The organism is Variovorax sp. 05T418, assembly GCF_056396385.1.
Genome location: NZ_JBFTLJ010000005.1, coordinates 255,324 through 274,855 on the forward strand (window position 1 = coordinate 255,324; position 19,532 = coordinate 274,855).

17 protein-coding genes are annotated in these 19,532 nt (G+C 66.7%); 8 read left to right on the forward strand and 9 right to left on the reverse strand.

Annotated elements, in window-relative coordinates; all coding sequences use genetic code 11:
* Nucleotides 1-61: 61 nt before the first annotated feature.
* From lpdA to aceE, 4 genes are read right to left on the reverse strand one after another with little or no spacing between them, the layout of a single operon-like run.
* Nucleotides 62-1,888 carry a dihydrolipoyl dehydrogenase gene (lpdA, locus tag AC1DMS_RS13300; protein ID WP_278879445.1) on the reverse strand — a complete coding sequence of 609 codons (1,827 nt, stop codon included), beginning with the start codon at nt 1,886-1,888 and terminating at the stop codon, nt 62-64.
* On the reverse strand, nt 1,885-2,478 hold the full coding sequence (locus tag AC1DMS_RS13305; protein WP_012747283.1) for an Ntn hydrolase family protein: 594 nt from the start codon (nt 2,476-2,478) through the stop codon (nt 1,885-1,887). Before AC1DMS_RS13305 ends, lpdA begins: the two co-directional genes overlap by 4 nt.
* Nucleotides 2,475-4,148, reverse strand: coding sequence for a dihydrolipoyllysine-residue acetyltransferase (gene aceF / locus AC1DMS_RS13310; protein WP_478181120.1), 1,674 nt, complete (start codon nt 4,146-4,148; stop codon nt 2,475-2,477). Before aceF ends, AC1DMS_RS13305 begins: the two co-directional genes overlap by 4 nt.
* A gap of 57 nt (nt 4,149-4,205) precedes the next feature.
* Nucleotides 4,206-6,920 (reverse strand): pyruvate dehydrogenase (acetyl-transferring), homodimeric type, encoded by a 2,715-nt coding sequence (aceE, locus tag AC1DMS_RS13315; protein ID WP_478181121.1) that lies wholly within the window; start codon nt 6,918-6,920, stop codon nt 4,206-4,208.
* Nucleotides 6,921-7,125: 205 nt separating this feature from the next.
* Between aceE and AC1DMS_RS13320 the strand changes: the two genes are divergently transcribed.
* From AC1DMS_RS13320 to AC1DMS_RS13340, 5 genes are all read left to right on the forward strand, one after another.
* Complete coding sequence (locus AC1DMS_RS13320; protein ID WP_478181122.1) at nt 7,126-9,666, forward strand: PAS domain-containing sensor histidine kinase; 2,541 nt, start codon at nt 7,126-7,128, stop codon at nt 9,664-9,666.
* Entirely contained in the window at nt 9,663-10,295 is a 633-nt protein-coding gene (locus tag AC1DMS_RS13325) for a response regulator transcription factor (protein WP_012747279.1), read from the forward strand. The genes AC1DMS_RS13320 and AC1DMS_RS13325 overlap by 4 nt, the downstream gene beginning before the upstream one ends.
* 76 nt (nt 10,296-10,371) lie before the next feature.
* Nucleotides 10,372-11,223, forward strand: a complete 852-nt coding sequence (folD, locus tag AC1DMS_RS13330; protein WP_478181123.1) for a bifunctional methylenetetrahydrofolate dehydrogenase/methenyltetrahydrofolate cyclohydrolase FolD — start codon at nt 10,372-10,374, stop codon at nt 11,221-11,223.
* A gap of 5 nt (nt 11,224-11,228) precedes the next feature.
* On the forward strand, nt 11,229-13,286 hold the full coding sequence (locus AC1DMS_RS13335; protein ID WP_478181124.1) for a M3 family metallopeptidase: 2,058 nt from the start codon (nt 11,229-11,231) through the stop codon (nt 13,284-13,286).
* A 30-nt stretch (nt 13,287-13,316) separates the two neighbouring features.
* Nucleotides 13,317-13,958, forward strand: a complete 642-nt coding sequence (locus tag AC1DMS_RS13340) for a glutaredoxin family protein (RefSeq protein WP_012747276.1) — start codon at nt 13,317-13,319, stop codon at nt 13,956-13,958.
* Nucleotides 13,959-13,997: 39 nt separating this feature from the next.
* Here AC1DMS_RS13340 and rpiA read toward each other — a convergent pair whose 3' ends face one another.
* The gene (rpiA, locus tag AC1DMS_RS13345) at nt 13,998-14,729 is read right to left on the reverse strand and encodes a ribose-5-phosphate isomerase RpiA (RefSeq protein ID WP_478181125.1); all 732 of its coding nucleotides are present in this window, start codon (nt 14,727-14,729) and stop codon (nt 13,998-14,000) included.
* A 40-nt stretch (nt 14,730-14,769) separates the two neighbouring features.
* Here rpiA and AC1DMS_RS13350 point away from each other — a divergent pair, with 40 nt between their 5' ends.
* A complete protein-coding gene (locus tag AC1DMS_RS13350) occupies nt 14,770-15,843 on the forward strand; it encodes a quinone-dependent dihydroorotate dehydrogenase (protein WP_478181126.1) in 1,074 nt (357 codons plus the stop codon).
* Between the two features lie 21 nt (nt 15,844-15,864).
* Here AC1DMS_RS13350 and AC1DMS_RS13355 read toward each other — a convergent pair whose 3' ends face one another.
* The 4 genes from AC1DMS_RS13355 to AC1DMS_RS13370 form a co-directional block, all read right to left on the reverse strand.
* A complete protein-coding gene (locus AC1DMS_RS13355; protein ID WP_436035764.1) occupies nt 15,865-16,587 on the reverse strand; it encodes a phage holin family protein in 723 nt (240 codons plus the stop codon).
* A gap of 51 nt (nt 16,588-16,638) precedes the next feature.
* Nucleotides 16,639-16,935, reverse strand: coding sequence for a glycine zipper domain-containing protein (locus AC1DMS_RS13360; protein ID WP_012747272.1), 297 nt, complete (start codon nt 16,933-16,935; stop codon nt 16,639-16,641).
* Between the two features lie 149 nt (nt 16,936-17,084).
* Nucleotides 17,085-18,188, reverse strand: a complete 1,104-nt coding sequence (locus AC1DMS_RS13365; protein WP_478181127.1) for an NAD(P)/FAD-dependent oxidoreductase — start codon at nt 18,186-18,188, stop codon at nt 17,085-17,087.
* A 35-nt stretch (nt 18,189-18,223) separates the two neighbouring features.
* Complete coding sequence (locus tag AC1DMS_RS13370) at nt 18,224-18,346, reverse strand: hypothetical protein (RefSeq protein WP_012747270.1); 123 nt, start codon at nt 18,344-18,346, stop codon at nt 18,224-18,226.
* A gap of 208 nt (nt 18,347-18,554) precedes the next feature.
* On the opposite strand from AC1DMS_RS13370, the gene AC1DMS_RS13375 reads away from it, so the two are divergent.
* Nucleotides 18,555-19,157 (forward strand): peptidoglycan recognition protein family protein, encoded by a 603-nt coding sequence (locus AC1DMS_RS13375; RefSeq protein ID WP_478181128.1) that lies wholly within the window; start codon nt 18,555-18,557, stop codon nt 19,155-19,157.
* Nucleotides 19,148-19,525, forward strand: coding sequence for a hypothetical protein (locus tag AC1DMS_RS13380; RefSeq protein WP_062361668.1), 378 nt, complete (start codon nt 19,148-19,150; stop codon nt 19,523-19,525). The genes AC1DMS_RS13375 and AC1DMS_RS13380 overlap by 10 nt, the downstream gene beginning before the upstream one ends.
* Nucleotides 19,526-19,532 lie beyond the last annotated feature (7 nt).

Below are 19,532 nucleotides of genomic sequence, written 5' to 3' on the forward strand. Positions count from 1 at the left end.
CATCAGGACGAAAAAAATCCCGCCGCGGCGGGATTTTTTGTGGCCGGTCGAAGCTCGCCGGTCAGGCCGCCTTCTTGGCCGGCGGCAGGTCGGTACAGGTCCCGTGCGCCACTTCGGCCGCCATGCCGATGCTCTCGCCCAGCGTCGGATGCGGGTGGATGGTCTTGCCGATGTCGATCTCGTCGGCGCCCATCTCGATGGCCAGCGCAATCTCCCCGATCATGTCGCCGGCATGCGTGCCGACGATGCCGCCCCCCAGGATGCGGTGCGTCTGGGCGTCGAACAGCAGCTTGGTGAAGCCTTCGTCGCGGCCGTTGGCGATGGCGCGGCCCGAAGCGGTCCACGGGAAATGGCCCTTCTTGATCTTGATGCCTTCGGCCTTGGCCTGGTCTTCGGTGAGACCCACCCACGCCACCTCGGGGTCGGTGTAGGCAACGCTCGGAATCACGCGGGCGTTGAAGGCGGCGCTCGACAGCTCCTTGTCGCCCTTTTGCTCGCCGGCAATCACCTCGGCCGCCACATGCGCCTCGTGCACCGCCTTGTGCGCCAGCATCGGCTGGCCGACGATGTCGCCAATGGCGAAGATGTGCGGGACGTTGGTGCGCATCTGGATGTCGACCGGAATGAAGCCGCGGTCGCTCACCGCGACGCCGGCCTTCTCGGCGCCGATCTTCTTGCCGTTCGGGCTGCGGCCCACCGCCTGCAGCACCAGGTCGTAGACCTGCGGCTCCTTGGGCGCCTGCTCGCCCTCGAACGTGACCTTGATGCCCTCCTTCGTGGCCTCGGCGCCCACCGTCTTGGTCTTGAGCATGATGTTGTCGAAGCGCGGCGCGTTCATCTTCTGCCAGACCTTCACGAGGTCGCGGTCGGCACCCTGCATCAGGCCATCGAGCATCTCGACCACGTCCAGGCGCGCGCCCAGCGTCGAATACACCGTGCCCATTTCGAGGCCGATGATGCCGCCGCCCAGGACCAGCATGCGCTTGGGGTCGGTGCCCATTTCGAGCGCGCCGGTGGAATCGACCACGCGCGGGTCCTTCGGCATGAACGGCAGGCTCACGGACTGCGAACCGGCCGCGATGATCGCATTGCGGAATTTGACGGTCTGCTTCTTGCCGGTGGTGTCCCAACTGGTGCCCGAGGTTTCTTCCACCTCCAGGTGGTACGGATCGATGAAGTTGCCGACGCCGCGCAGCACCGTCACCTTGCGCATCTTGGCCATGGCCGTGAGGCCGCCGGTGAGCTTGCCCACCACCTTGTTCTTGTGGCCGAGCAGCTTGGCACGGTCGACCGTGGGCGCGGCAAAGCTCACGCCGAGGTCGGCGAAGTGCTTGACCTCGTCCATGACCGAGGCGACGTGCAGCAGCGCCTTCGAGGGAATGCAGCCGACGTTCAGGCACACGCCGCCGAGCGTGGCGTAGCGCTCGATCAGCACGACCTTGAGGCCCAGGTCGGCCGCGCGGAAAGCCGCCGAGTAGCCGCCGGGGCCGGCGCCGAGCACGATCACGTCGCATTCGACATCGACCTTGCCGCCGTAGCTGGAGGCCGCGGGCGCCGCTGCCGGGGCTGCGGCCGGAGCGGCAGCCTTGGGTGCGGGAGCCGCCGCGGCGGGTGCAGGCGCGGCCGCCGCCGGTGCGGGCGCCGCGGCACCGTCCACCTCGAGCGTCAACACCACGGAGCCTTCCTTGACCTTGTCGCCCACCTTGACGGCAAGCGCCTTCACCACGCCGGCCGCCGACGACGGAATCTCCATGGAGGCCTTGTCCGATTCGACCGTGATCAGCGACTGCTCGGCCTTGACCGTGTCGCCGACGTTGACCAGCACCTCGATCACCGCGACTTCGTCGAAGTCGCCGATGTCGGGCACCTTGATTTGTTGTTCGCTCATTTGGACACTTTCAGTTTGAGTGTGAGAACGTCGACCGGTGGGGCCGAATTGCGATCGAATTCGCAGGCGGCGGCGATGCCCGCCTCCGCCACGTCGCGCGAAGTGCGCGACTTGATGTCATAGGCCGCGTGCATGGCGCCGAGCGCAAAGCTGCGTCCCGAGCCGATGCTCCAGAACTGCTTGAACTCGAACACCTCGCGGTAGCTGTAGATGCCGTAGATGCCGCTCTGGTTGGCCATCAGCATCGTGAACTGGCTCGACTCGTAGGGCTCGTGCTCGTCTTCCTTGGTCTGCATGAAGAACGCGTCCTTCAGCACCGGATGCAGCAGCGTGAAGGTGCGGAAGATCTCGTGCTTGCTGCCGAACAGCAGCGCCTCGCGCGGCTGCGCGGCCAGCGCATGCTGCAGCACCAGGAAGTGCGCGGCGGCGCCGGCCACGGCAAACAGGCTCTGCCCCGCCGCGTCCTCGACGGTGAAGATCTTCTGGTTTGCCTCGGCGCGGTGCGAGAGCCGCGTGTCGCCGAAGGTCACCAGCGAATCCGCCGCCATCGTGACCTGGCCGCCTTTGCGGACGGCCACTACCGTGGTCATAGCAGGATTCGGCGATAGTCCGCGAGCACCTGGCCCAGGTAGGCGTTGAAGCGCGCAGCCAGGGCACCATCGATCACGCGGTGGTCGTACGACAGCGACAGCGGCAGCGTCAGGCGCGGCACGAACTGCTTGCCGTCCCACACCGGCTTCATCTGGCCCTTGGAGAGACCGAGGATGGCCACTTCGGGGGCGTTGATGATGGGCGTGAAGTGCGTGCCGCCGATGCCGCCGAGCGAGCTGATCGACATGCAGCCGCCCTGCATGTCGGCCGAACCGAGCTTGCCGTCGCGCGCCTTCTTGGCGAGTTCGCCCATTTCCTGGCTGATCTGCAGGATGCCCTTCTTGTCGGCATCCTTGAGCACCGGCACCACGAGCCCGTTGGGCGTGTCGGCCGCAAAGCCGATGTGGAAGTACTGCTTGTAGACCAGCTGGTCGCCGTCGAGGCTGGCGTTGAAGTCGGGGAATTTCTTCAGCGCCGCCACCACCGCCTTGATCACGAAGGCCAGCATCGTGACCTTGATGCCCGACTTCTCGTTCTCCTTGTTGGTGGAGACGCGGAAGGCCTCCAGCTCGGTGATGTCGGCCTCGTCGTTGTTGGTGACGTGCGGAATCATCACCCAGTTGCGGTGCAGGTTGGCGCCGCTGAGCTTCTTGATGCGCGACAGGTCCTTGCGCTCGACCGCGCCGAACTTCGTGAAGTCGACCTTGGGCCAGGGAATGAGGCCCAGTGCAGCGCCATCCGCGCTGCCGCCGCCAGCCGGCGCCTTGGCGGCCGATGCCTTGGTGCTGGCCTGGCCGCTCATCACGGCCTTGGTGAAGCCCTGGACGTCTTCCTGCGTGATGCGGCCCTTGGGACCGGAGCCCTTGACCTCCTCGAGCGGCACGCCGAGCTCGCGTGCGAACTTGCGCACCGAGGGCGAGGCATGCGGCAGGTTGCCAGTGGGCGCGACCGTCGGCTCGTGCGGCGCGGCTGCGGCAGCCGGGCTTGCCGCGGGCGCCGACGATGCGGCGGCCGGCGCGGGTGCACTGGCGGTTGCCGCAGCGGGCGCGGCTGCAGCAGCCTGCGCAGGCGCCGGTGCCGCGGCACCTGACGCGCCTTCCAATATCGCGATCAGGTCGCCGATGTTGACCGTGTCGCCCACCTTGACCTTGAGCTCCTTGAGCACGCCGGCCGCGGACGATGGAATCTCCATCGAGGCCTTGTCCGACTCCACCGTGATCAGCGACTGGTCGGCCGCGATCGTGTCGCCGGGCTTCACCAGCAGCTCGATGACCGCAACGTCCTTGAAGTCGCCGATGTCGGGCACCTTGACTTCGACCGGGCCCGAGGCCGCAGGCGCGGCAGCCGGTGCTGGCGCCGCGGCTGCGGGTGCCGGGGCGGCCGCCGCAGGAGCCGGGGCCGCTGCAGGCGCCGGCGCAGCGGCGGCCGCACCTTCGGCCTCCAGCACGAGCACCACCGAGCCCTCCTTCACCTTGCTGCCGACCTCGACCTTCAGTTCCTTGACCACACCGGCAGTCGACGACGGGATCTCCATCGACGCCTTGTCCGATTCCACGGTGATGAGCGACTGCTCGGCCTTGACCGTGTCGCCCACCTTCACGAGCACCTCGATCACCGCGACTTCATCGAAATCGCCGATGTCCGGCACCTTGACTTCCACTGCTGCCATATTGTTCGTCTCCCGCCGTGAGGCGCCGTTCGTTCGTTGGTTGTTGCTTATTGATGTTCAGGCGTAAAGCGGGTTGACCTTGTCGACATTGATGCCGTACTTCTTGATCGCCTCGACCACCTTGGCTACCGGCACCGTGCCATCTTCGCTCAAAGCCTTGAGCGCGGCCACCACGATGTAGTGGCGGTTGATTTCGAAGTGCTCGCGCAGCTTGTTGCGGAAGTCGCTGCGGCCGAAGCCGTCGGTGCCCAGCACCTTGTAGTTGCGGCCCTTCGGGATGAAGGGGCGGATCTGCTCGGCGTAGGCCTTCATGTAGTCGGTCGATGCCACCACCGGTCCGATCGTGGGTGCCAGTTGCTCGGCCACGAAGGGCACGCGCGGCGCCTGGTCCGGGTGCAGCAGGTTCCAGCGGTCGGCGTCCTGGCCGTCGCGCGTCAGCTCGTTGAAGCTCGGGCAGCTCCACACCGAGGCCGAAACGCCCCAGTCCTTCTCGAGCAGCTCCTGCGCCGCGAAGCTTTCGCGCAGGATCGTGCCGCTGCCCAGCAGCTGCACGGTGGGCGACTTGGCCTTCAGCGCCGGGCCCTGCCTGGACAGGTACATGCCCTTGATGATCTGCTCCTCGGTGCCGGGCTGCAGGCCGGGCATCGGGTAGTTCTCGTTCAGCAGCGTGAGGTAGTAGTAGACGTTGTCCTGCTTCTCGACCATGCGCTTCAAGCCATGGTGCAGGATCACGCCCACTTCGTGCGCGAAGGTCGGGTCGTAGCTCACGCAGTTGGGGATGGTGTTGGCCAGGATGTGGCTGTGGCCGTCTTCGTGCTGCAGGCCTTCGCCGTTGAGCGTGGTGCGCCCCGAGGTGCCGCCCAGCAGGAAGCCGCGCGCCTGCATGTCGCCGGCCGCCCAGGCCAGGTCGCCGATGCGCTGGAACCCGAACATCGAGTAGTACACGTAGAACGGCACCATGATGCGGTTGTTCGTGCTGTACGACGTGGCCGCCGCGATCCAGCTCGACATGCCGCCGGCTTCGTTGATGCCTTCCTGCAGGATCTGGCCGGCCTTGTCTTCCTTGTAGTACATGACCTGGTCCTTGTCGACCGGGGTGTACTGCTGGCCAGCGGGGTTGTAGATGCCGATCTGGCGGAACAACCCTTCCATGCCGAAGGTGCGCGCCTCGTCCACCAGGATGGGCACCACGCGCGGACCCAGCGCCTTGTCGCGCAGGAGCTGCGTGAGGAAGCGCACGTAGGCCTGCGTGGTGGAGATCTCGCGGCCCTCCGCCGTGGGTTCCATCACCGACTTGAAGGTGTCCAGCGACGGAACCGTGAAGCTCTCGTCGGCCTTGGTGCGGCGGTGCGGCAGGTAGCCGCCCAGGGCCTTGCGGCGCTCGTGCAGGTACTTCATTTCCGGCGTGTCGTCGGCCGGCTTGTAGAACGGCAGGTCGGCGATCTTGCTGTCCGGGATCGGGATGTTGAAGCGGTCGCGGAAGGCCATGATGTCCTCGTCGCTGAGCTTCTTGGTCTGGTGGACGTTGTTCTTGCCCTCGCCGATCTTGCCCATGCCGAAGCCCTTGACCGTCTTGATCAGGAGCACCGTGGGCTGGCCCTTGTGCTTCACGGCCGCGTCGAAGGCCGCGTAGACCTTCTGCGAGTCGTGGCCGCCGCGGCGCAGCTGCCAGATGTCGTCGTCGCTCATCTTGGAGACCATCTCGAGCGTGCGCGGATCGCGGCCGAAGAAGTGCTTGCGGACGTAGGCGCCGTCGTTGGCCTTGAAGGCCTGGTAGTCGCCGTCGTTGGTCTCCATCATGATCTTGCGCAGCGCACCTTCCTTGTCGCGCGCCAGCAGCGGGTCCCAGCCGCTGCCCCAGATCAGCTTGATGACGTTCCAGCCCGAACCGCGGAATTCGCCTTCGAGCTCCTGGATGATCTTGCCGTTGCCGCGCACCGGGCCGTCCAGGCGCTGCAGGTTGCAGTTGATGACGAAGATCAGGTTGTCCAGGCCTTCGCGCGCGGCCAGGCCGATGGCGCCCAGCGATTCGACTTCGTCCATTTCGCCGTCGCCGCAGAACACCCAGACCTTGCGGTTCTCGGTGTTGGCAATGCCGCGGGCGTGCAGGTATTTCAGGAAGCGGGCCTGGTAGATGGCCATCAGCGGGCCGAGGCCCATCGAGACGGTCGGGAATTGCCAGAACTCGGGCATCAGCTTGGGATGCGGATAGCTGGAGAGGCCCTTGCCGTCGACTTCCTGGCGGAAATTGAGCAGCTGCTCTTCGCTCAGGCGGCCTTCGAGGTAGGCGCGGGCATAGATACCGGGCGAGACGTGGCCCTGGATGTAGAGGCAGTCGCCGCCGTGGTTTTCGCTCTCGGCGTGCCAGAAGTGGTTGAAGCCGGCGCCGAACATGTTCGCCAGCGAGGCGAAGGAGCCGATGTGGCCGCCGAGGTCGCCGCCTTCGGCCGGGTGGTGGCGGTTGGCCTTGACCACCATCGCCATGGCGTTCCAGCGCATGTAGGCGCGCAGGCGCTCCTCGATCTCGAGGTTGCCGGGGCAGCGCTCTTCCTGGTCGGGCTCGATGGTGTTGACGTAGGCCGTGTTGGCGGAGAACGGCTTGTCGATGCTGTGCTGCCGCGCATGTTCGAGCAGCTGCTCGAGAAGGAAGTGGGCCCGTTCAGGTCCCTCGCTTTGAATGACGGAGGACAGTGCATCCATCCATTCACGGGTTTCCTGGGCGTCCGCGTCGTTCGCGGCCGAGCCGAACAGGTTCTCGGGATTTGCCGACATGCTTGTCTCTCCTTTAGGGCTGTGGCTGTAATTTAGTGCGCTCTTCGATCACCGCGCGGAAGTTTCTCATAGAAATGCTTCCATTTCAAATAGTGCATGGCGATTTCTTAATGTGATATTTTGGAAACAAAGTCGTCCGCGTCGGAATCAATGGCACTGCGGCCCTGCTCTCCTTGGCGCAGGGGCCATCACCTAAACTCGCAGGATGCCCTTTTCCTCTCCGCTGGCGGTTGCCCGCAGCGCCGTGAATGCGTCTCCGCTCTCGTGGTGGCGCCGCTGGTGGCGCCAGCAAACGCCGGTGCTGCAAGACGCGGTCGCCATGCTGGCGCCGATTGCGGCGGTGCTGCTGTTCCTGGCGGCCATCGTGTCGGCGTTCTGGTATTTGCGCACCGAGGAAGTCGAGCGCGAGCAGGAATCCGTGCGGCGCGACGTCGAATACGCGCAGCAGCGCATGCGCCTGCGCCTGCTCGAGCGCCAGGAACAGCTGATGCGCATCGCGCGCGACGCCTCCAACCGCGAGATCGACCCGATCGAATTCGCGAGCCGCGCGGAATCGCTCGTGAGCCAGTTCCCCGAGCTGCAGACCGTCACCTGGATCGACGACCGGCGCCGCTTCAAGGCCGGCTATTCGGCGCCGAGCGTGCATCCCGCGCAGCAGCACCTGATCGGCGACGTGCTGCGCCCGGGCGACGTGGAGAGCAACTACGCGCTGGCCCGCGAGCTGCGCCAGCCGGTTTTCTCCCAGCCGGTGGCGGGCAGCGATCCTGCGGCGATGCTGCAGCTGCACATTCCGCTCTTCGACCAGGGCCTGTTCGCGGGCGTGGTGCTGGGCGAGTTTTCGGTCGACGGCCTGCTGCGCTACGGCATGCCCTCGGAAGTGCAGGCGCGCTACGCGGTCTCGCTGCTCGATGCCAAGGGCAACGTGCTCGCGGGCAATACGGCCAACCTGAAGGAAGGCGGCACGCGGCTCCTCCCCTGGCCCGAAAGAACCAATGAGTACGAAGTGCCGGTGTCGCCCGTCGGCAACGCACTGGTCTTGCGCGCCCAGGCCTACCGGACCTCGCAGGGGGTGGTCGGCAACGGACTGTTCTGGCTGGTCTGCGCGCTCAGCGTGCTGACCAGCTGGATGCTGATCGGCACCTGGCGCCACACCCGGCGGCGCCAGCAGGCCCAGCAGCGGCTGGTTGCCGAGACCAACTTCCGCCGCGCGATGGAAAACTCCATGCTCACCGGCATGCGCGTGCTCGACCTGCAGGGCCGCATCACCTACGTGAACGCCGCCTTCTGCGCGATGACGGGCTGGAGCGAAGCCGAGCTGGTGGGCCAGTCGCCGCCCTTCCCCTATTGGCTGGAGTCGGACCGCGAAGTGATGAACGAGCGGCTCGAGGAAGAACTGCACGGGCGCGCCCTGCCCGGCGGCTTCCAGGTGCGCGTGAAGCGCAAGAACGGCAGCGTGTTCAACGCCCGGCTCTATGTGTCGCCGCTGATCGACGCGCGCGGCCACCAGACCGGCTGGATGACGTCGATGACCGACATCACCGAGCCCACGCGCATCCGCGAGCAGCTGTCGGCTTCCTACGAGCGCTTCACCACGGTGCTGGAGGCGCTCGACGCCGCCGTGTCGGTTGCGCCCATCGGCAGCGAGGAACTGCTGTTCGCAAACAAGCTGTACCGGCTCTGGTTCGGCTCCGACACCGTGGGCCACCTGGGCATGGTGGCGCAGGCCGGCGTGCCCACCTCCAATGCGCACGACGAGGGCCTGGACGACGTCGACCCCTACGCCGGCCTGCCGATCGACACCCTGACCGCCGCCCAGGCTGCCAACAACGAGATCTTCGTGCCGCACCTGGGCAAGTGGCTCGAAGTGCGCTCGCGCTACCTCACCTGGGTCGACGGCCGGCTGGCCCAGCTGGTGATCGCCACCGACATCACGCCGCGGCGCGACGCCGAGGAGCAGGCCGCCGCGCAGGCCGACCGCGCACAGGCCGCGAGCCGCCTGATCACGATGGGCGAGATGGCCTCCAGCGTGGCGCACGAGCTCAACCAGCCGCTGACGGCCATCACCAACTACTGCAACGGCATGATGTCGCGCATCAAGGGGCAGGCCATCGACACCGAGGCGCTGCTCGCGGCACTGGAGAAAACCTCCAAGCAGGCGCAGCGCGCGGGGCAGATCATCCAGCGCATCCGCTCGTTCGTGAAGCGCAGCGAGCCCAACCGCACCGCCGCCGACGTGTCGACCATGGTCAGCGAGGCGGTCGAGCTCGCGGGCATCGAGCTGCGGCGGCGCAACGTGCGGCTCAACCACTACGTGGCCGCGCGGCTGCCGGTGGTGCAGGTGGACCCGATCCTGATCGAGCAGGTGATGGTCAACCTGCTGAAGAACGCGGCCGAGTCCATCGACATTGCCGAGCGGCCGCTCGCCCGCCGCAGCGTCGAGCTGCGCGTGCTGCCCAAGGTGATCGAGGGCCACAACGCCATCGAGTTCTCGGTGCAGGACACCGGCAAGGGCCTGGCCCCCGAGGTGATGGACCGCCTGTACGAGGCCTTCTTCTCCACCAAGCCGGAGGGCATGGGCATCGGGCTGAACCTCTGCCGCACCATCGTGGAGTCCCACCGCGGCCGGATGCAGGCGGAGAACATCTACAATGGTCCGGATGTGATCGGATGCCGTTTTTCCTTCTGGATTCCGGTGTTGGACGCTCCCAGTTCCGTAGCAAGCGACGAGGCAAAGGTACCTGCATGAGTTTGATTCCGAAGAAGGGCACTGTCTATGTCGTCGACGACGACGAAGCCGTGCGAGATTCGCTGCAATGGCTGCTCGAAGGCAAGGACTACCGGGTTCGCTGCTTCGATTCGGCCGAGTCCTTCCTCTCCCGATACGACCCGCGCGAAGTCGCCTGTCTGATCGTCGACATCCGCATGGCCGGCATGACCGGCCTCGAACTGCAGGATCGGCTGATCGAACGGCGCTCCCCGCTGCCCATCGTGGTGATCACCGGTCACGGCGACGTGCCGATGGCGGTCGACAGCATGAAGAAGGGCGCGATGGATTTCATCCAGAAGCCGTTCAACGACGAGGAACTCGTCACGCTGGTCGAGCGCATGCTCGAGCACGCGCGCGGCGCCTTCACGCAGCACCAGCAGTCGGCCAGCCGCGATGCGCTGCTGTCCAAGCTCACCGGCCGCGAGGCCCAGGTGCTCGAGCGCATCGTCGCCGGCCGCCTGAACAAGCAGATTGCCGACGACCTGGGCATCAGCATCAAGACGGTCGAGGCGCACCGCGCCAACATCATGGAAAAGCTCAACGCCAACACCGTGGCCGATCTGCTCAAGATCGCACTCGGGCAGGCGGCACCGGCCGCCAAAGCCTAGAAGCTATCCGACCGATAGCAATGAATGACTCCCACGCCTGCGCAAGCGGGCGTTTTTACTTGGAAAATCGAAACCGATGACCGCCCAACTGATCGACGGCAACGCCCTCGCCAAAACCATTCGCGCCGAGGTTGCCGGCCGCACCGCCGCACTGAAGGCCAAGGGCGTGAACCCGGCCCTTTCCATCATCCTCGTGGGCAGCGACCCGGCCAGCCAGGTCTACACGAAGCACAAGGTCAACGACAGCACCGAAACCGGCCTTGCGGCCACGCTCGAAACCTATCCTGCCGACATGAGCGAGGCCGCGCTGCTCGACCGCATCCGCGCCCTCAACGACGATCCCAAGGTGCACGGCATCCTGGTCCAGCTGCCGCTGCCCAGGCACATGGACAGCCAGAAGGTCATCGAGACGATCTCGCCCGCCAAGGACGTGGACGGCTTCCACGTGGCCAGCGCCGGCGCGCTCATGACCGGTGCGCCGGGCTTCTGGCCTTGCACGCCCTACGGCTGCATGAAGATGCTCGGTTCCATCGGCTACGACCTGCGCGGCAAGCACGCGGTGGTCATCGGCCGCAGCAACATCGTCGGCAAGCCGATGGCCATGATGCTGCTCGCCAAGAGTGCGACCGTGACCATCTGCCACAGCGCCACTCAAGACCTGACCGCCTTCACGCGCCAGGCCGACGTGATCGTTGCCGCGGTGGGCAAGCGCAACATCCTGACGGCCGGCATGGTGAAGCCCGGCGCGGTCGTGATCGACGTGGGCATGAACCGCAAGGAAGACGGCAAGCTCGCGGGCGACGTCGACTTCGACGGCGTCAAGGAAGTGGCCGGCTGGATCACCCCCGTGCCCGGCGGCGTCGGCCCCATGACGCGCGCCATGCTTCTGGTCAACACCCTTGAAGCGGCCGAACGCGCCGCCAAGTGATCCACATGGCCATGACGAACAACCCCCTCCTCGACTTCACCGATCTCCCGCTGTTCGACCGCATCAAGCCCGAACACGTTGCGCCCGCGGTCGACATCCTGCTGGCCGAAGCCGAGGCGGCGCTGCAGGCCGTGACGGCGGCCGACTTCCCCGCCGACTGGAATGCGATCTCCAAGGTGCTCGACGTGGCCTCCGAGCGCTTCAGCCGCGCCTGGGGCGCCGTCGGCCATCTCAACGCCGTGGCCGACACGCCGGAGCTGCGCGCCGCCTACAACGAGGCCATGCCGCGCGTGACCGCCTTCTGGACGCGGCTGGGTTCCGACGAGCGCCTCTATGCCAAGTACAAGGCCATCGACGTGGCCACCCTCAACCCCGAGCAGCGCCAGGCGCACAAGAATGCCGTGCGCAACTTCGTGCTGGGCGGTGCGGAACTGCAGGGCGAGGCGAAAAAGCGCTTTGCCGACATCCAAGAGCGCCAGGCCGAGCTGAGCCAGAAGTTCAGCGAGAACGCGCTCGATGCCACCGACGCCTTCTCGTACTACGCGGCGCTGGGCGAACTCGAGGGCGTGCCCGAAGACGTGGTGAGCGCGGCTCGCGCAGCAGCCGAAGCCGAAGGCAAGCAGGGCTACAAGCTCACGCTCAAGATGCCCTGCTACCTGCCCGTGATGCAGTTCGCCAGAAGCAGCGCGCTGCGCGAAACGCTCTACCGCGCCTACGTCACCCGCGCCAGCGAGCTCGGCGATCCGGCCTTCGACAACACGGCCTTGATCAACGAGATCCTCGCGCTGCGCGAAGAAGAAGCAAAGCTGCTCGGCTACCGGAATTTCGGCGAGCTCTCGGTCGTGCCCAAGATGGCCGAGTCGCCCGAGCAGGTGATCAAGTTCCTGCGCGATCTCGCGGCCAAGGCCAAGCCCTACGGCGAACGCGACCTGGCCGACCTGCGCGCCTTTGCCGCGGAGCAGTTGGGCATCGCCGATCCGCAGGCCTGGGACTGGAGCTACATCGGTGAAAAACTCAAAGAGGCGCGCTACGCCTTCAGCGAGCAGGAGGTCAAGCAGTACTTCCCGGCGCCCAAGGTGATGGCCGGCCTGTTCAAGATCGTCGAGACGCTGTTCGAGGTTTCGATCCGCCGCGACAGCGCGCCCACCTGGCACCCGAGCGTCGAGGTCTACCGCATCGAGCGGGCCGGGCAGAAGGTCGGCCAGTTCTACCTCGACCCCTCGGCCCGTGCCGCCAAGCGCGGTGGCGCCTGGATGGACGACGTGCGCGCGCGCTGGCTGCGACCGGACGACGGCGTGCTGCAAACACCCGTGGCGCAACTCGTGTGCAACTTCGCGAGCGGCGTCGACGGCAAGCCACCGCTGCTCACGCACGACGACGTGACCACCCTGTTCCACGAATTCGGCCACGGCCTGCACCACATGCTCACGCAGGTGAACGAGCGCGACGTGTCGGGCATCAGCGGCGTCGAATGGGATGCGGTCGAGCTGCCGAGCCAGTTCATGGAAAACTTCTGCTGGGAATGGGACGTGCTCAGGCACATGACGGCCCACGTCGACACCGGCGAGCCGCTGCCGCGCGCGCTGTTCGACAAGATGACCGCCGCCAAGAACTTCCAGAGCGGCCTGCAGACGCTGCGCCAGATCGAGTTCTCGCTGTTCGACATGCTGCTGCACACCGAATACGAGGCCGCCGCCGCGCAGCCGGGCGGCGTGCTCGCGCTGCTGGGCAAGGTGCGCGCCGAGGTGGCCGTGATGCCTTCGCCCCCTTTCAGCCGCACGCCAAACACCTTCAGCCACATCTTCTCGGGCGGCTACGCGGCCGGCTACTACAGCTACAAGTGGGCCGAGGTGCTGAGCGCCGACGCCTATGCCGCCTTCGAGGAAACCGTGGGCGCCGACGGCCAGCCGAACATCGAGACCGGCCGCAGGTACCGCCAGGCCATCCTCGAAGCCGGCGGGAGCCGCAGCGCCATGGATTCGTTCAAGGCCTTCCGCGGCCGCGAGCCCCAGCTTGATGCGCTGCTGCGACACCAGGGCATGGCGCAGACCCAGCCCGCTTGATGCGGGCCTGAAGCTTGCGATACTCGGGCGATGCATCCGACCCACAAGAAATCCTCCTTGCATCGCCTGTCCGGCGCCGCCCTGCTGCTCGTCGCCGCAGGCGCGATGGCCCAGCCGATCTACCGCAACGTCGACAAGAACGGCAAGGTCACCTTCTCGGACCGTGCGCCCACCGCGAGCACGGAACCGGCCGCGGCGCCGCAGGCCGGCATCACGGCTCCCGCCAATGCCGGGCTGCCCTACGAGCTGCGGCAGGTGGCGCAGCGCTACCCCGTGACGCTCTACAGCAGCGAGGAATGCGCGCCCTGCGGCACGGCCCGTTCGCTGCTCGTCACGCGCGGCATCCCCTTCGAGGAACGCACCGTCAAGAGCAACCAGGACGTCGAGGCGCTGCAGCGCCTGAGCAACCAGTCCTCGCTGCCGCTGCTGACGATCGGCTCACAGCAACTCAAGGGCTACTCGGACGCCGAATGGTCGCAATACCTCGACGCCGCGGGCTATCCGAAGAGCAACAGCCTGCCTGCCGGCTACCGCAATCCGCCGGCCCGGCCGCTGGTGGCGGCGCAGCCGGCGCCCGCTGCACGCGAGCCCGCGCCCGTTGCCCAACCGGCGCCGGCCGCGCCCGCACCGAGCGGTCCGAGCCCGAGCAACCCCGCCGGCATCAAGTTCTGACCCGGCCGGCCGCCGGCCAGGGCTGGCGGCCGTTGGTCCTCAGTCGAACTGCATCGTTCGCACGCCCGCGGGCGTGCCCAGCAGGCACACGTCGGCCTTCTGATGGGCAAACACGCCGACCGTGACCACGCCGGGCCACTGGCTCACCTCGGATTCGAAGGCGAGCGGATCGCTGATCCGCAGCCCCGTCACGTCGACGATATGCTGGCCGTTGTCGGTCACGAGCGGCAATCCGTCCTTCTCGCGCACCTGTGCGATGCCGCCCATGGCCTCGAACTGCCGCATCACGCGGCGCGCCGCCATCGGAATCACCTCCACCGGCAGCGGAAAGGCGCCGAGCGTGTCGACCAGCTTGGACGCATCGGCAATGCAGACGAAGCGCCGCGACTGCGCCGCCACGATCTTTTCGCGCGTGAGCGCCGCGCCGCCGCCCTTCACCATGAAACCGCGGGGGTCGATCTCGTCGGCGCCGTCGATGTAGACGCCGAGTTCGTCGACCTCGTTGCTGTCGAACACCGGGATGCCCAGGGCGCGCAGGCGCTCGGTCGAGGCCACCGAGCTGGACACCGCGCCCTTGATCTGGTCCTTGATGGTGGCCAGCGCGTCGATGAACTTGTTCACCGTGGAGCCCGTGCCCACGCCGACGATTTCACCCGTGGCCACGTAGGCCAGCGCGGCGCGGCCGACCTGGGCCTTGAGTTCGTCCTGGGTGATGGCGCCCGCGCCGTTCGCGGCGCCGGCAGCAGAAGAAGGGGAAACGGGTGCAGTCATCGCGGAGAATCCTTGGCTCATTGAAGTCGAGAATTATCCGATGCCCCTGCTCCCCTCTTCGCTCTACGGCCTGGCCCGGCCCTTTCTGTTCGGCTTCGACCCGGAGCATGCCCACGAACTCACGCTCGACGGGCTGGCCCGCACGCAGAACACGCCGCTGGCCTGCGCCTACGCCGCGCCGCGCGTCGATGATCCGGTCACGCTGGCGGGGCTGGAATTTCCCAACCGCGTGGGCCTGGCCGCTGGCCTCGACAAGAACGCCCGCTGCATCGACGCCTTTGCCGCCATGGGCTTCGGCTTTGTCGAAGTCGGCACGGTCACGCCCAAGGCGCAGCCGGGCAATCCCAAGCCGCGCATGTTCCGCCTGCCCCAGCGCGACGCGCTCATCAACCGGCTCGGATTCAACAATGAAGGGCTCGATGCCTTTCTTGCCAACGTGCAGAAGGCGCGCTTCCGCAGGAGCGGCGGCAGCAGGAAGCCGATGCTGCTCGGGCTCAACATCGGAAAGAACGCCGCCACGCCCATTGAAAAGGCGGTGGACGACTACCTGGCCTGCCTGGACGGCGTGTACCCGCATGCCGACTACGTGACCATCAACATCTCGAGTCCCAACACCGCCAACCTGCGGACGCTGCAGAGCGACGAGGCACTCGACGCCCTGCTGGGCGCCATCGCCGAGCGCCGCCATGCGCTGGCCGAGCGCAGCCATCGGCGCGTGCCGCTGTTCGTGAAGATCGCTCCCGACCTGGACGAGGGCCAGGTCGCCGTGATCGCCGCCACGTTGCAGCGCCACGGCATGGACGGCGTGATCGCCACCAACACCACGCTGGCGCGCGATGCGGTTGCCGGCCTGCCGCATGCCAACGAAGCAGGCGGGCTCTCGGGCGCCCCCGTGCGCGAGGCGAGCAACCGCGTGGTCTCGCAACTGCGCGCGGCGCTGGGGCCGGCTTTTCCGATCATCGGGGTGGGAGGCATCCTGAGCGCGGCCGATGCCAGGGCCAAGATTGCCGCGGGCGCGGACGTGGTGCAGATCTACACCGGCCTCATCTACCGCGGCCCGGCGCTGGTGCGCGAAGCGGCGCAGGCATTGCTGCAAGGCCGCAGCGCCGCCTGAGCCTCCGCGCTTTTCTCTTTCTCAGCGCATGCGCCAGAGCACTGGCGCAATGAACGCAGCCCAGCGCAGCAGTCGCTTGGGACGGATCACCACCACGGCCACCGCAGCGGCGACGCCGGTGGCCACGGGGTGCTCCCGCGCAATGCGCAATGCCGCCGCTGCCGCCGATTCGTCGGCCGGCGGTGCCTCGGAGGAAGCAGCCGTTGCGCCGGCGGGCCGCACCGGGCCTGCGCCCTGCATGGTGGCAATGCGTTCGCGCTGGCGATCCATGCGGGCGAGCAGTTCCTCGCGCGTGGCGGGCCGCCGGGGGCGTGGCGCTTCTTCATCCTGGTCGGGATCCTTGCCGAGGCCGAAGCTGTCCTGCACCCAGGCCCAGTCGCGTTCGAATTCGCGGCGTGCCGGCATGAAGCTGTTGGAGGCATTGCGAAGGGTCAGGAACAGCCCCAGCGCCGCGCCCAGCCAGAGCAGGACCCACACGCCGGCCACCGACCACGCCGCCGCGATGCGGTGCGGCGTTTCCCAGAAATGCACCACCACCGCCATCGACAGCAAGGCCACCGCCACCGTGGTCAGGCCGAGCACCGCCACCACCAGCACCAGCATCAGCTTGAGGCGCTGCTTCTCGTCCTCCCACGCCATGCGCAGGAGCTGCACGCGGTCTTCGGCCGCCAGCGCACCTTCGGCCGCAGCGATCCGCAGCCGCCGCAAACGGGCATCGAGCCCGAACAGGGACAGCAATCTCATGCGCCGACTCCGGCTCGGCGAGGAACGGCGCGGCGGCGGCTTGCGTTCAGGTCAGCGGCGGCCAAGCAGCAGGCCCACCAGCACGCCGACAGCCAGCGCGGCGCCGGCGATCTGCCACGGTTCGTCGTGGGCGTAGGCGTTGGCAGAGTTGGCCGCTTCGCGGGCCTTCTTGGCGGCCAGCTTGCTCTTTTCCGCGGCAAGTTCGCGCGCAATGGCGAGCTTGGTGTCGATGCGCTGGCGCAGCGCCTTGATGTGGGGAACCGAATCCAGGTCCTTGCTGGCCAGCACGCCGCGCACGTCGCTCGCGATGTCTTCGGCTGCCGCTTCGATATTGTTGGATGCACTCATTGGAAACTTTCCTCCGTGATGACACCGGCACCGCGCCGGCGGCTTCACGCCAGCAAATGGCGTGGTGTCATGTTACAGGCACAAAAGCCCCTCATGCACGGCAGTTATGCAGACTTCTGCACGCGATGGGCCCGGCATTGCGTCCGCGGTCAGCCCGCCGCGAGCATGCGCTCGACGTGCCGCCCGATGGCCAGGCTGCTCGTGAGCCCGGGCGACTCGATGCCGAAGAGATTGACCAGCCCGCGCACGCCGTGCGATTCGGGTCCGTCGATCATGAAGTCGCGCGCCGGCTCGTCCGGGCCCGAGATCTTGGGCCGCATGCCCGCGTAGCCCGGAATCAGCGCCCCGTCGGGCAAGGCAGGCCAGTACTTGCGCACCTCGGCATAGAAGCCATTGCCGCGCGCCGGGTCCACCACCAGATCGTCGGCCGATTGCACCCATTGCACGTCGGGGCCGAACTTGGCTTGCCCGCCCAGGTCGATCGTCAGGTGCACGCCGAGGCCGCCGGGTTCGGGCACCGGATAGACGAGGCGGCTGAAGGGCGCGCGGCCCGACAGCGTGAAATAGCTGCCCTTGGCAAAGTAGGCGGTGGGCACGGCCGCCGGCGGCAGGCCTTCGAAGCGGCGGGCCAGCTCGGGCGCGAGCAGGCCGGCCGCGTTGACCACGGTATTGCAGCGCAGCGCGGTTCCGTCTTCCGCCACCAGGACGATAGCGTCCCGGCCGCATTCCGCACGGGCGATGGGCGATTTCAGCGCCAGCATGCCGCCCGCGTTCTCCAGGTCGCCGAGCAGGCTCAGCATCAAGGCATGGCTGTCGACGATGCCGGTGCTCGGCGAATGCAATGCCGCCACGCAGTGGAGCTGCGGCTCCATGGCCATGGCCTGCTGCGCAGTCAGCAGCACGAGGTCGCCGACACCGTTGGCGGCCGCCTTGGCACGGATGACTTCCAGCTGGGCCACCTGCTCGGCCGAAGTCGCGACGATCAGCTTGCCGCAGCGCCTGTGGGGCACGCCGCGCTCTGCTGCGTAGGCGTAGAGCGTCTCCTTGCCCTCGACGCAAAGCCTGGCCTTGAGCGAGCCCTGCGGGTAGTAGATGCCCGCATGAATCACCTCGCTGTTGCGCGAACTGGTGCCGGTGCCAATGGCACCTTCGGCTTCCAGCACCACCACCTCCCGGCCCGCGAGCGCCAAGGCGCGCGCCACTGCCAGTCCCACCACACCAGCGCCGATGACGGCGCAATCGAGTTCATCCATCGTGCGAGCTTATCTCGGCTCGCGGGCGGATTTCTTCAGGACGTGGTGGGGGGCGGCTCGGGATCGGTCGGCTCGTCGGGCGGTGTGCTCGGCCCTTCGTCGGGCTCCACGGGCAGGTCCGGCGTGATGGGGGGCGGAAGGTCGGGATGGGTGGCCATGGCGGAACTCTCCTTTGCCTTTTTCTAAGCTGCTGCAGCGCACCTTCAGCCAGCACAGGGCGGCAATCGGCGTCAGCGCGAGCCGACAGTTTCTTGAACCAGGCCACCCCAACGAGGGCTTGACCAGCGATGTACGACGAAACGGTACGCTTCCGGATCGAAGACAGATGTGATGTACTTTGACGCGTCGTTCCACAGGGAGAGAGATATGTCGACCATCGACGCGAACGGGATGCTCATCGATCCCAGAGTGATCGCCAGACGTTCATCCGGCATCGAACACGGCGCCCTGCCCAAGGTGCTGGCCATCGTCGTCCATCAAACAGACTCATCGACCGCCGAGTCCAGTCTCAACAGCTACGGAGATGGTGGCAATGGCGCCCATTTCCTCATCGACAAGAATGGCCAGATCTATCAAACGGCCAGCCTGTACTCGCGCTGCTATCACGTCGGCAAATTGATCAAGTCGAAGTGCCTGACCGTCAACAGGAACACGTGCGACACGGCAGCCATGGCCAAGATGCTGGCAATGTCGTGGATTCAGCAGATCAACGCACTGGATGCGCATGAACGCGCCAAGTCGTATCCGGACCGGTACCCCGTCAACAGCGAGGCCATCGGCATCGAGCTCGTGGGACTGCACATCGACGAGAAGACCTATGAAGCGGTGACGGCTGCGCAGAACACGTCGCTGCAATGGCTCATCGACGAGCTGTATGCCCAGTTCAACCTGAAGCCCGCCGATGTCTACAGACACCCGACGGTTTCATACAAAAATCCGGGCGAAGCGAGCTCGGCGATATGGAAATGAAGTCTCGGATCACCGCCACGGCAGCCGCGGCGTTGCTCGTTGCAGCGTGTGCAACCGGCAGCACAGGGTTCACGGACGTCTTTGTCGCCGACTTCCGATCCGACCAACCCGCCACCTGCCGCCCGACGGATGTGCCGCAAAACCACGCCAAGGCGCGCGAGTTCTTCTCGCGGGCCAAACAGGTTGACTACAAGACACTGCACGACAACTATGAGCAGGCGCCCTGCTTTGTCGAAGGTACGCTGAAGCAGCGCGGCAAATCATGCGACTGGCAGATTCGCGCGGGCGCCACGGGCGCGGTTCAGTGCGGGGAACAGCGGCTGTACTTCGCCTGCGATACCTGCAATGACCTGTTCGGCATGAAGTAGGTAGACG